Raw genomic sequence first — 12,912 nt, 5'->3', positions numbered from 1 at the left:
AATCCGTTACTTTACCGAGCCAAGCTTTGATTGACGATATTGAATGAACAGGTTATTTATTGATACCGGGCTATCTATAACAGTCATCGCCATTAATCCAGAAATTTCACCAATGCTATTAAGTCTTTGCGCAATGGCACCAAAATCAAAAGCAAATACTGGCAAGTTGTTTTTTAAGGCAATAGATAAAGTGTAGCTGTAGGTCTCAGGCCAAATGGATGGTAGCCATACGACGTGACCTTCAGTATTTTTCAGAACAGATTGCGCTTCGCCGTCCAGATAACTACCGGTAACTTTTACACCTGCACGTTCTAGAAGCCGGTCATTATGGCTGAAACCCATTACGATAAATTCTAATGGAAGCTTTCTTTTTCTGGCATCTTCAGCACAGGCTTTAAGCACCCGATATCCTTTAATTTTACTAATAGCTCCGATAACCACTATCCTAAGATTTTCACCATGATTTATATCAGGGTGTATTATTTTAATCGCGTTTTTATCAATATCGCTGTGCGGCTCAAGATGGAAAATCACATCCGGATAGTATTTGTTTAGCCTGCTAATTACGTCTTGATCGGGGACCAAAATTTTCGCTGCCTGACGCAGTACATTATGATGACGATCTCGCCACTCAACAATATTTTTTACCCCAAAATCATTCCCATTCTTGACAAGACACTCATTACAGATCTTCTCACCTGGTTCGCCACAATACTGGTCATTTGCGGAAATTAAATTGATTCGAGGACACACGACCTTGTAATCATGAATATCAACATGCAGCGGTATCTCTAAATATTGGACAAGCGCCAATAAATGATCTGGCGCTTCAGCTGTAAGATCAACCAAACCGTGGCTGTGGATGACCGAAATCCCCAGCTCTGCAAGGGCTCTTGAAAGAGATTCTGTGTCTGCCAAATCAAAGAGAGGCATATTCAGCAATTGACGACAGGCTGGATGGCCTAACCTTACTTTCTCGGGACTTCCGCGTTCTGGCCTTAAAAAGAAAACACCTTTTCCCTGTTCTCCGAACATCTGAGCATCTTCCTGAACATGCCGTTCGGCACCGCCTCCACGGTTATGACAAACAATAAGCACATTTTCGTTGCGTTTATAGGATTTTAGCCTGGCCCAATCGAGGTTGCGACGTGCTATTTTTAAAGGATCATCTTGTATAAAACGCTGTACGTCACGATTATAACCCGGATAGAGCCGATTAATTATCTTCATCGCATTTTCGACACGCTTTCCTTTCTCCCCTTGAAAGGACGCACTACCAAAATGACGTACATAGGTATCCGTTGTAATCAGGTTCTTCCAACCCAATGCAATTGCACGCTGACACCAGTCATTCTCTTCTCCATATCCTTTCCCAAAGGTTTTCTCGTCAAAAAAGCCAATTTCATCAAGGGCTCCTCTGGATATATACATGCAAAAGCCAACAGCGGTGGGGGCTTCGGCGCTTAATCCACAATTGATCTGGGCAGCAATGGAGTCCAGAGTTGCATAAGGAGTTTCCAAGGGGTATGGATTATCGTGCAGAAATCGCGGGTAGCTACAAATCGTGGCATTGTTTGACAGAGGTGTAACACTTGCAACACGTTTATCCAACGCTGCATTTCGTAAGCGGTCCAGCCAATTGTTGTATACTTCTGTATCCGAGTTAACCAAAACCACATCACGATTTAAATGCAACTTCATGCCGCGATTTACCGTCTCTACAAAGCCTTTATTATCGGCATTGTGCAATAGGGTAAACAGCCCCTTCGCCGCGAGATTTTTCAAAATAGAAACCAGCTCCGGCTCAGGACTCGAGTCATTGATTACAATCAATTCATAGGGCGTTTTATTCAGGCTTATCAGAACACTGTGAATACACCTGAGCGTCAGAGTCATATCTCTATAAACAGGTATAACCACATCGACTTCCGGCACCGAGGCGAATCTACTTCTGTTAATTTCTTCCCAGCATTCGTCTGAATTTATATCAATAACTGGTGTTGAAATTGTAGGTTCATAATTTTTCAATGGCCGAGTGGGTATTCCCTCTTTACGCCCAACCAGCAGGTAATGCAAGAGTGGGTTCAGTCGAGCCTGAACCACTTCAGGATTCTCACGAAGATAAAAAGAACCATCGAACTGCGGGTTGGGAGAACGTCCTTCCAATCCACCGAAACTTAGATAATGCTTAAGGGGTTCATACCCTGACCGAGCAACATCCTTGTTCTGTGACAAATAGTAGTTCACATCGAACCAGGGGCTTGGCGATATACGCTTATAGCGCCCGACGTACAGGTAATGAAGCAGAGCATTGACATGTTTGGTTCGACCTTCTGCTCGGGAGCGATAATAGTTGGGATCGAAGATCGCAGACGGTGTCCGGCCTTCACGGTCACCATATATCGCATAGTGCCTCATCGGAGAGATACCGGATCCGGCGACATCTGGATTATTTTCTATATAGTAATCCGCATCAAAAATATTATTTCGACGGATCAATTTCAACACAATAATGCTATGGATACGCGTATATCCAACGGCTTTTAATAAAATTTTACTCAGCCATAGACTACCGAGAAGGACCTCACCACCCAACAAAATAAATCTTTCTTTAAAGCGCATATAGAAAATAGCCTAAATTAACTTTATTTCACATTTCAATACTATGATTTGATAGCGTAAAAGAGAATCATTTGAAGCACTGTCTGCCTTATCTTTCCATGAAATCAAGAAATGCTCTATTTTCAACTCAGGACGCGTGGATGCAAAACGATTTCTAATTATCAAAGTTCAGCTTTTTGACTGCAATCACTTTGTATTTATATTGAATCTAAGCGTAATTAATATCAAAATAGAAGATCGCATACCTATTATCATATAACAATACAAACCGCGAAATTATCATAGCCAGCTTCCTTTTGGCTTTATTAATTTCTCTATATGAGCTATTAAGATAGCTTTCAATAAATGGCTATAATTGTATTAAAATCACTTTAACGGTGCATTTTCACTTACAATCAAACCACCTATAAATAACCTACTGAAAAACCCATTTGTCTACTAGTCTCGATGATCTTTAATAATCAAAACAAGCATATGCAGAATCAAACCGAGAAACAGCGCAATGATGGCAAAGACTACAGAGTTGTATAGCCGGCGCGGTTCAACAGAGTATTCTGGCAGGGTTGGACTTTGCAAAACCGATACCTGCTTAAGCTTGCGTGCCGCTTCGATTCGGGTATTTTCCAGTGCTGCCAGAGCACCGGAATAACTATCCTGTGCAAACTGCGCCTGCAGCTCCAACGTTTGGTATTCGGATGACATGACATTCAGCGCCCCACCCGACTGCTGCGCCATGCGCGCCCGCTCCTGCGCTATCTGTTGATTAAGGGCTGCTATTTCGCTCGCAACTCGTAATACGTCTGGCGAACGTGTGCTCTGGTAGCTGGCCAGCACGGTGCGTTTCGCTTTAAGGTTGGCGAGCTGCGCCTCGAGGTTGGCTACGACCACACTGAGGCTTTCCACCGTGCCCGTAGGCGACACCAGCCCATTCTTGTTCTGATAATCCAGCAAAGACTGACGAGTCGCATTGAAGTTGGCACTCAACTGGCTGACCTGGCCTTCGAGAAATCGCACCTGCTCTTCTGCCAACCGTTGCCCCATGGCATTCATATGAGCTTCACCCGCGCTCAGCAACAACGACGTAATGGCATGTGCCATTTCCGGGCTGAAAGCCTGAACCCTGATACGCAAAATCTGGGCGTAATCATCAAGCTCAACCGAGACCCGTTTCAGATAATATTCATGCAAGTCTTCGATAGGGGCATCCTCATCGAAGAGCCGGGAAAACATATCGAATTTCGAGCTGGCGTAGTGCTCGCGAAAGCCCAGTTCATCATCGATCTTACGCAACATATCCACCGAAAGCAGATAGTCGCGTAGCAATAACATATCGCCACTAGCTCCCCCAGCACCGCTTAGCAAAGAGGAAAAGCTTAGAGTTGGCGCAGCAATCTGCGGGCTCTCCAGCACGACATTGCTTTCTGAAACATATCGATCACTTGCCCACAGGCTCCAGTAACCCGTCACCAGAACAATCGATACAAAACATAAAAACCAATAAGGGTATTGTCGGAACAGGTGCTTCATTTCTGCGTTACTACCTTAAGCGCTGCTATCATCAGCTGTTAAGTTCATTAATTTATGCTGAGGCGCCTTGGCCCTGAGGGCCTGGCTTGTGAGTATTCTTTACTGGAGGTCGAGTAATACCGGCACTTTGGTGGTAGGCCTCAATTGCCTCATTGATGTTATCGAACCAGATCGCCTGGCCCTGATGCAACCAGATACCTGCCTGGCACAGGTCTCTGAGTATCCCCTCACCATGTGATACCATAATAAGACTGGCCCGGCCTACTCTGTCTTTGAAAGCCTGTGATGCCTTTTTGCGAAAAGCCTGGTCACCCACGGCGGTCGCTTCATCTGATAAATAAACATCAAAATCAAAAGCCAAGGACAAGCCAAACGCTAACCGGGCGCGCATGCCGGACGAATAGGTCTTTACCGGTTCATCAAAAGCATCGCCAATTTCAGCAAACTCTTCGACCCGGCGAATTAGCTCTGCAAGATTATTATCACCACTATGGATGCGGGCAACGAACTTGACGTTTTGCCGCCCGGTCATTGACCCTTGAAAACCACCGGTCAACCCGATAGGCCACGAAACGCGGCAGTCACGAACAATTCCGCCCCTGTCGGGACTGTCCATTCCACCGATCAGGCGCAACAGTGTTGACTTGCCCGCGCCATTTCGGCCTACCAGCCCAACGCTGACATTGGCCGGAATCTCCAGATTGATATCACGCAATACCCAGTCACTGCCATGGTGATTGTGATAACGCTTGTAGAGGTTCTCAATTCGAATCATTGTGCCTTCAGCCTCATCGCGAACCGTAAATGTAAAATCAGCCCGAGGGTAATCAGGCTCAGCGCCCAGAACCAGAGGTAAGTCAAATCAACACCATCAAGGGAACGGTATGCCGGGAAGAAACTCAGGCGCAGGCTTTCAAGCCCATGAACGATTGGATTCCAAAGCACATAGACTCGCAGATCGTGCGGTATAAAATTTAACGGCAGAATAACACCAGAAATAATAAGCAATGGAAACGATAGGATGCGCATGACGCGTCCTGTTTCCGGCACCAAAGCATCGAGTGCCGAGAGTGTCAGGCCTGTTCCGAGCCCAAGCATCCAGAGCGACAGCCAGTCAAACAAGGCGCCAAGAGGATCAGCTGGCATCAAGCCAATATCCAGCAACAGGCCGGCAAATATAAACAGCATGAAAATAAACGTTTTTAGCATCCCTTCCAGAAAGCAGCGAATCAGTACGGGATCGACGGTTTTAACCTGCCGGTACGCAAAAAGCCCTTGGTTAGCACCGACGGCTCCCAGTGAACGCATCATGTTTTCGCGGAACAGATAGAAGCCGAATAAGCCTGTAATTATCCAGGGCACGAATTCGGCCCCGGAAATATGCTTCCCCCCGCCCATGGCCAGGGTACGAATGGCGGTCATGATCACAATCATCGCGATGGGTTCTGCCAGCATCCAAAACCAGGCAAAGCGATCTGCCGTAGTGCGCGCCAAGGCTTCACGCATGAACATGGCATACCAGACCGATCTGGTAACCTGCCAGGGTGTGCGGGTTTTCAAAACGATAAGACTCCGCTTAAAAGTAACGCGGGCTCTGTGGCCCGCGCTGTAGTATATCGATCTGCAAGATCAATCCAGTGCGACTTTGGCGGCAACGGCGATCTGGAAGATGATCTGGGAAATGCTGGTGGCCAACTGCAGGTTTTTGGTGGGTACGGCCGGCAGTACCAGGATCTCATCACCCGGTCGCAGGTCGACGTCGTTGGCGTCGCGCACCTCGCCATTCTGGCGCACGACCAGAATGTGGTCGTCATCTGCATGCTGGGTGTAACCACCGGCCCCTTCGATGTACCCCTCGACCGAGACGCCAGGGGTAAACACGACGGACTGCGGCACCAGTACTTCACCGCTGATGAGCAGCGAGTCACTGAGTTCCGGCAGGGTTATGACATCGCCATCCTGCAGGCGGATATCGGTGATACGGTCGTTATGTGCCACCACCAGCCGGCCACTGGGCTCAACCTGCGAGGCACGCGCCACGAACTGGGTGATCAGCTCGGCTTCCTGCACCCGTACCTGTGCCTCCTGCGGCGTCGCGGACGGCGCACCGAGGTAAGTGGTTTCCAGGCGACGCAGACTTTCCTGCAAGGCCTGTTTCTGCTGCTCCGCCACGCTTACCCGGCGCAGGGAAATGCTCTGTACCGCGGTCAGATCACGCGGCACGGCCACGGCATCAAGCAGTTCATTCAGGCGGGCACTCTTGGGTAACGCATAGCGCGAAGGCCCGTAGTAACTGCCTTCGAGCTGCACCACTATGGTTTCGTCACGCCGATCGGCACTGAACAGCACTTCATCGCCGTTATTCAGCGTCTGTTGTGGAAACTCGGACAGTGAGTAGTACAGCGATATGGGCCCGTCTGTGCGGCCGCCGCGCAGCAGCACATGGGACACATCCGGTTTCAGCCGCGCCAGATCCAGCAGCGCGGCACCGTTCATGCGGTCGTTCGCCAGTTCGTAGCGATAGCTGCGCTCCACATCACCGGTCACTGTTACCGCCGGCCCCCGCTCTGCCACGACGACGGTGTCGCCGTCCTGGAACTGCAGCCGTGCCATGTTGCCATTAAGCAGGAAATCATACAGATCGGCGTTGGCGATCACTTTCTTGTCACGCAAGACCGTCACCTGCCGGTAACTGCCCAGCTGGGCATCGATGCCGCCGGCCTGGTCAAGAAAATACAGCAGTGAATCACTGGGGGTGCCGGCATAGCGACCGGGATTCGTCACATAGCCGGTGACGAACACGGCCACGGGCTGCACGCCCTGCAGGTTGGTATAGACCTGGACATTTTCCGGGTAAACCGACCGTACCGCCCTGGTAACACGGCTGTTGAGTTCGCCGTTGGTCAGCCCCTGCACCATCACAGGGCCAATGGCCGGAAGGAAGATATTGCCCTGCGCATCTACCGGCAGCACACGTTCGAATTCAACAGCACCCCAGATGCGCAGCGTAATCTGATCGCCAGGCACCAGCCGGTAGGTCGAGTTCAGGCCATCGGCACGCACACCGCGAAAGCCGCCAGTGAACAGGTCGGCGCCAAACGGGCGAATTTCGGTACTGTCAGCCATTGCAGGCGGGAGCGGTGCTGGCGCGGCATAGGTGCCGGTACGCCAGTTTGTCTTCACCTGATCATCAACCTTTTCAGGAATGACCTGGGCTTGCTCGCTCTCGGGAAGCACGGAGGTTTCGAAACCGATAGCGCTTGCCAGCGACGATACCGTACTCAAGATGGCAGCAAACACGAACGGCGTGGTGATTCTACGATAAACAACAGATTTCATTGCAAGAGTTCCATTCGCTGTACTGAGTGGCTATAGATCACTGAGCGGCCAGGGGGGAACTGAGCGGGCGCACGGCGGCCCACTGGCCTTTGTTTGTCTCACAGGTCAGCCAGCGACTCGACTGGGCACCCGTGGCGGTATTGATTGCCACTTCACGACAATAGCGGCCGCTGGCAGCAAAGTAGCGTTCGTTGGCTGTCACATCGACGCTCTCGCCCCAGTAGGTGTTCGCGAAAGCCTGGGTCGAGTAATCGGCACTTTGTGCCAGAAACGCAGAAACCTCGGCGGACAACGCCTGCCCCTTCGAGGCCGGGGAAACGCCACCCGCGTAGGCAGACTCACTGCCACCGCCCCATGCGCTGCAACCGGCCAGGACGACAACCGCCAGCGCCCCGACCGACAGTTTGGCGAAGTTCTCTATATTTCGATACATCTGCTACAGAAACCTCTTTATATACACTTTTATATATATCGGACTCGTCGGCGCATTCAGATTGGCAACTAAACTAAAAAGTGCAGGTGAAAGCGCTGCCCAACAGTCAAAATTCCTGCTGCTCCTACAGAACGGAGTCAGTCGTGCATGTCTCATCGGCCGGTCGCTACACATGACTCAATGCTTTCCCGACCGCAATTGAAGCTCAACACGAGTACCGAGCGACGCCAAGGATACCACTACCCGGCAGCAGGCAGCCACAAGACAGGTACAAGAGCGCCTGGCAGCTCAAGATACTGATTTATTGGCGCTAATCGGCGACAGCTGCGCGTTTCGCAGTGCAGCCCGCGCCAGCCAAGCCTGTTATGCGCCAGACACGCTACCGCCCGAAGGTTGTGTGTCGGGCTATCCTCAACGCCCCGGCTAAATTCGATTTTTGTAACACCCCGCGGCGGTCAAACCGACACCACGACTTCCCGGCAACGCGAGAGGCCGGGCATTTTTTCAGACTTTTCCCCGCCTGGCTATAGGCACCAGTCCTAAATCCGCGCGCATCTCAGCGGGTATCAGGCCCCAGTTGTGCAGTGCTTGTACAGCACTTGCACGCGCACCCAGGACCACCAGAGCCCTTCAGTCACGCCAGCCTGCAAGGCCGCACTGAAGAAACCATCGTCGAACAATATACAGACACACTATTTCAGCTGTTCATACAGCGCCCACCCATTTCACAACCGCTCGACAAACGCCAGCGCAAAGAGCAGCAAAAAGCCCGTCGCCCACCGGTTAGCTGCCAGGGTTTTTGAGGTTAGTCGCGGGACAACCGCAAGCCTGGACCTTCAGATTCAGGCACCCTGCCTTCCTGCACCAGGGTGCCATCGGGCTGGCGGCTGAACAGGCGCAGCTGTTGCTCATCCTGGCCATCACGCTGAATAAAATGCAGCATCAGCTTACCCGTAGACAGCCAGCGCCAGCTGCCATCACGACGCACTGCGGGCGTACCATCGTGCATATCCTGCGTCAGGCTGGCGTGCCCTTCTGCGCTCAATTCAAGGGCCGTGGTGCGCTGGGGCCCCTCTCCGGACACCAGCACACGGGAATAGCGGCCGGCCAGTGCCGCACGGGTCAGATCACCGTAGCGGCCACAGCCCCGGTAACGACGTCCGTCCATCCGCATGTCCACACTCAGGCCATACCAGACGCCGGATTCATCCCGACAGCCGGAATCATTGGCGCGGGATTCCGTCAGGCGCAGTTCCACATCGCGACTCTTGCCATCCGGCGTCTTGAGGCTGCCGCTCCAGAACCCATCACCACGCCAGCTTGTCTCCTGCGCCACCCTGAAGCGAAAGCGAATACGCCGGCTCTGATCCCGCACCTCCAGCCTGTCACCCGACAAATCCGCCGCCCAGTCCGGCGCCGCGCCGGCCGCACGCAGAAAAATGCCATCAAGCTCCGCAGCACAGGCCCGACTGTCGCCACCGACCAGCAGCAGCTGCTGCACCTCACCGTCTGCACTGGCCCTGAGCTCCATATAGAGCGGCAGCCCCGGTAATACCGCCTGCTCAGCGTAGCGTGCCGCCAGCACCCCCTGGGGATCGATCAATACCCGGCTGCGGCGTGAATAACAGGGCCGCATCTCCCAGGCGCCAGCATTGGGAGTCACTTCTCCGCGGTAGAAGTGCAGCTCGACGCCATCCGCAGGCCCCGGATTCAAGGCACAACCTGCAACGAAAACGACCGCCGACAGCAGGCAGATTGCACCTGCACGTAAAATACGCATATTAAATGTTACTTTTAGGTTGAATGTTCCATGAGGTTACCGATAATAGCCGCATTTGATGTGGAGAACACACCCATGGCCAGACCGGTTGAATTTGTTCGCGCCGAAGTCATATCGTCTGCGATGAACGTATTCTGGCACTCCGGTTATGGCGCGACCTCCATCAATACCCTGGTGCAGGCCACCAAACTCAAACCCGGTTCTCTGTACGGGGCCTTTCACAGCAAGCGCGATCTTTTTCTCGAAATTATCGACACCTACGCCGGCAATCGCCTGGCCCGGATTGAGGCAGAGCTCATTGCAGCAGCCACACCGCTGGCTGGCATTGAAGCCCTGTTCAGCCGCCTGCGCCAGGAACTGATAGACGACAGGGACGGGCGCGGCTGCCTGATGGTCAACACCCTGCTGGAAATGGGCTCCCAGGATGACGAGATTCGCGAACGCATCAGTGCGCACCTGAACCGCATCGAACAGCACCTTGCAACGACCCTTCAACGTGCCATCGACAACGGCGAGGTACGAACCGATACCAATGCCTCGACCCTGGGTCAGTTTCTGATGAGCGGCGTCTGGGGGCTGCGCGTCATGAGCAAAAAACGCCCTCAGGCCGCAGTGTACGATGGCATTATCCATCAGCTGCTGCTGGTGCTGAATCCCGCCCGCACTCCCGACGGTATTGCATCAGCGCCCTCCACTGCGCACACTGACACCCTTCACGCCTGACCACTGCCGCCTGCTTTCTTAGATCGCCAGGCTCGGTTTGGAGAACAAGTCACGGTGAAGTACCGGCTGCCGCCATTCAGCCAAGGCCTCAGCCAAAGTCACCCGTCCAGATTGGAGCCCGCTCATGCGCTTGATCACCTTTGAACACCAGGGCCGTCAGTCCGTCGGCACCCTGATCGATGACCACATCATCGATGCCGCCGCGGACCCCATGCTACCCGGCGACATGATCGCACTGTTGACAGCAGGGGCACCCGCCCTGCAGCGCCTGCAGCAGCTCGCAACAAAGCCCCGCGCCGTCATAGCGCTGGACCAGGTCCGCTTGCTGGCCCCGGTGCCCCGCCCCGGCAAATTTCTCGGTGTTGGTCTCAATTATGCCGACCACATTCGCGAGACAGGCCTGGCCACACCGGAATTCCCCACCATATTCAACAAGCAGACCAGCTGCGTTATAGGCCCGGGCGAGGCGATTCACAGACCCCGCATTTCCGACAAGCTCGACTATGAAGGCGAGCTGGCCATCGTCATCGGCCGGCGCTGCCGCCATGTTCCACTGGACAAGGCAGCCAGCGTTATTGCCGGCTACACCATTGCCAATGATGTTTCTGTGCGGGACTGGCAGGTCAAATCCCCCACCTGGACGCTGGGCAAATCCTTCGATACCCATGGCCCCATCGGCCCCTGGATTGAAACCAGCGACGCCATTGACCCGCACAATCTTGAGCTGCGTACCTGGGTCAATGACGAACTGCGCCAGCACAGCAATACTCGCCACCTGATTTTTAACTGTTATCAGCTTATCGCAACCCTCTCCACTGTCTGCACGCTGGAGCCCGGCGATATCATCGCCACCGGTACCAGTTCCGGTGTGGGCGTCGCCATGAAGCCACGGGGCTATATGAAGCCGGGCGACCGGGTACGGGTAGAAATTGAAGGAATAGGCGAATTGTGCAACCCCATCATCGAAGAACCGGACACCCACTGCTATTAATTAAGGACAGCCGCCAGTTAGTGCGGCCGCCAATAGCGAGGGTATCCCCATGTCAGAACATGTCTACAAGCTGATAGAAGTCGCGGGCTCATCCACCGTCGGTTATGACGATGCCATTAAGAAAGCGGTCAACAAGGCTGCTACATCGCTGGAGAATCTGGACTGGTTCGAAGTCAAGGAAATGCGCGGCCACATCCAGGATGGCAAGGTCGCGCACTACCAGGTTGTCGTCAAAATCGGCTTCCGGCTCGACTAATAGCCCCCGGCCTGCCATGACAACCGCAGCAACAGAGCCGTGCCGGGATCTCCCCGGCACCGCATCAGACCCAGTTACCTCAACGCCGGTCGCTGCCGTCGCCGCCTGACGACCGCTAGCCTACTGTTTTTATTGTATTTTTAGGATTAAAACACAAAACCGTCACCGAAAAGTGACAGTTTCATGGCAAGCAGTAACCCAAATGCTACAGCGGTGCTTACAAACCCGCATATAACATCAGTAACTATATGTTTTTAAACAAATAAATTAAAGTGGCACGACTCTTGTATTCAGATACACCAACGCGGGCAAGACCAGCCCCGACCTATCTGACAAGGAGTGCAACCGTGAATAATTCTGTCCTGCTGCTGTGCGGTATTATTGTGGCCGCCGCAACTCTGGGCGCCGCCAATGAGGCTCTGAAACCGGGCCCGGTTCAGCCGGTGGATATTGAGTCCCGGATTCAATCCTCGCCCCTGCCCGACCAACCTGCCGAGCCTCTATTAGCCCCCTCCTATCTGGGTGACACCCCTTCCCGCCTGACCGAAGATAGCGCACATATCGCGCTGCCACCGCGCACAAACCGTCCCATTGACGACCGCGGTATAGCCAGCCCGATACCTGGCAACCTTGCCTGAGCTGGCAGCACCGATCCCTGGCGGCTCAGCGCAGTTCGACAAGGCTCGCCGTTAGCCATTTGATACCGACTGTCTCCATAAAGATACACCATAAGACATTGATATTTAAACAATTATACCTGTACTACAGCTAATGGTCGGTATATGGAGACACCAATACAGACATCTATCAACGACATCAGCCCCGGATGGCGGCAAAAATCCGAGGACAAAGCTTAACTTATTGTTTTTATTATATTTATTGATATCAGGCATGTATATTGTATTGCCGTATTGATTCTTTCCACCGACAGGGAAAGCCTGGATGAAAATCACGACCACCCTTGGGGCCAGTGCCCTGACACTGCTAACACTCTGGCTGCCGCTAAACCCGGCCGCAGCCACCGAAAGGATGCCAGCGGCTCAGCCGCGGATTTCCATGCCGGTGTTCTACCAGCTTGATCGCAATGCTGATGGCAAGCTCAGCTTTCTCGAGGCGCGCCAGGACAAAACCCTCGGTCAGGAGTTTTATCGCATGGATCTGGATCTGGATGGCTACCTGAGCCCGCAGGAGCTGGACTCGGTACGCGTCTAGCCACAGATCGCCAACAGCGCCCGGCCCTA

Annotated in this window: 12 protein-coding genes; 5 read left to right on the top strand and 7 right to left on the bottom strand. The window is 53.0% G+C overall.

Features of this window, described 5'->3' with window-relative positions; translation table 11 throughout:
• Window positions 1-6: 6 nt before the first annotated feature.
• The 7 genes from MRS74_RS13910 to MRS74_RS13880 all read right to left on the bottom strand — a co-directional run bounded on the left by MRS74_RS13910 (window position 7) and on the right by MRS74_RS13880 (window position 9,701).
• Window positions 7-2,622, bottom strand: a complete 2,616-nt coding sequence (locus tag MRS74_RS13910; RefSeq protein WP_254580882.1) for a glycosyltransferase — start codon at window positions 2,620-2,622, stop codon at window positions 7-9.
• 438 nt (window positions 2,623-3,060) lie between these two features.
• A complete protein-coding gene (locus tag MRS74_RS13905; RefSeq protein WP_254580881.1) occupies window positions 3,061-4,149 on the bottom strand; it encodes a KpsE/RkpR family capsule polysaccharide export protein in 1,089 nt (362 codons plus the stop codon).
• A gap of 52 nt (window positions 4,150-4,201) precedes the next feature.
• The gene (locus MRS74_RS13900) at window positions 4,202-4,924 is read right to left on the bottom strand and encodes an ABC transporter ATP-binding protein (protein WP_254580880.1); all 723 of its coding nucleotides are present in this window, start codon (window positions 4,922-4,924) and stop codon (window positions 4,202-4,204) included.
• On the bottom strand, window positions 4,921-5,709 hold the full coding sequence (locus MRS74_RS13895; RefSeq protein ID WP_306422000.1) for an ABC transporter permease: 789 nt from the start codon (window positions 5,707-5,709) through the stop codon (window positions 4,921-4,923). The genes MRS74_RS13900 and MRS74_RS13895 overlap by 4 nt, the downstream gene beginning before the upstream one ends.
• 69 nt (window positions 5,710-5,778) lie before the next feature.
• Entirely contained in the window at window positions 5,779-7,488 is a 1,710-nt protein-coding gene (locus MRS74_RS13890) for a polysaccharide biosynthesis/export family protein (protein ID WP_254580879.1), read from the bottom strand.
• A 37-nt stretch (window positions 7,489-7,525) separates the two neighbouring features.
• Window positions 7,526-7,921 carry an RT0821/Lpp0805 family surface protein gene (locus tag MRS74_RS13885; RefSeq protein ID WP_254580878.1) on the bottom strand — a complete coding sequence of 132 codons (396 nt, stop codon included), beginning with the start codon at window positions 7,919-7,921 and terminating at the stop codon, window positions 7,526-7,528.
• 805 nt (window positions 7,922-8,726) lie between these two features.
• Entirely contained in the window at window positions 8,727-9,701 is a 975-nt protein-coding gene (locus MRS74_RS13880) for a hypothetical protein (protein ID WP_254580877.1), read from the bottom strand.
• 75 nt (window positions 9,702-9,776) lie between these two features.
• Here MRS74_RS13880 and MRS74_RS13875 point away from each other — a divergent pair, with 75 nt between their 5' ends.
• From MRS74_RS13875 to MRS74_RS13855, 5 genes are all read left to right on the top strand, one after another.
• Entirely contained in the window at window positions 9,777-10,424 is a 648-nt protein-coding gene (locus MRS74_RS13875; protein WP_254580876.1) for a TetR/AcrR family transcriptional regulator, read from the top strand.
• 124 nt (window positions 10,425-10,548) lie between these two features.
• On the top strand, window positions 10,549-11,415 hold the full coding sequence (locus MRS74_RS13870) for a fumarylacetoacetate hydrolase family protein (RefSeq protein ID WP_254580875.1): 867 nt from the start codon (window positions 10,549-10,551) through the stop codon (window positions 11,413-11,415).
• A gap of 49 nt (window positions 11,416-11,464) precedes the next feature.
• Window positions 11,465-11,671 carry a dodecin gene (locus tag MRS74_RS13865; protein WP_254580874.1) on the top strand — a complete coding sequence of 69 codons (207 nt, stop codon included), beginning with the start codon at window positions 11,465-11,467 and terminating at the stop codon, window positions 11,669-11,671.
• A gap of 347 nt (window positions 11,672-12,018) precedes the next feature.
• The gene (locus MRS74_RS13860) at window positions 12,019-12,309 is read left to right on the top strand and encodes a hypothetical protein (protein ID WP_254580873.1); all 291 of its coding nucleotides are present in this window, start codon (window positions 12,019-12,021) and stop codon (window positions 12,307-12,309) included.
• Between the two features lie 304 nt (window positions 12,310-12,613).
• A complete protein-coding gene (locus MRS74_RS13855; RefSeq protein WP_254580872.1) occupies window positions 12,614-12,883 on the top strand; it encodes a hypothetical protein in 270 nt (89 codons plus the stop codon).
• Window positions 12,884-12,912: the final 29 nt, after the last annotated feature.

Source organism: Marinobacterium sedimentorum, assembly GCF_024267675.1.
GTDB classification, from domain to species: Bacteria; Pseudomonadota; Gammaproteobacteria; order Pseudomonadales; family Balneatricaceae; genus Marinobacterium_A; species Marinobacterium_A sedimentorum.
The sequence above is the reverse complement of the archived record's forward strand: the minus strand, read 5'-3'. Positions and strand labels throughout refer to the sequence as shown.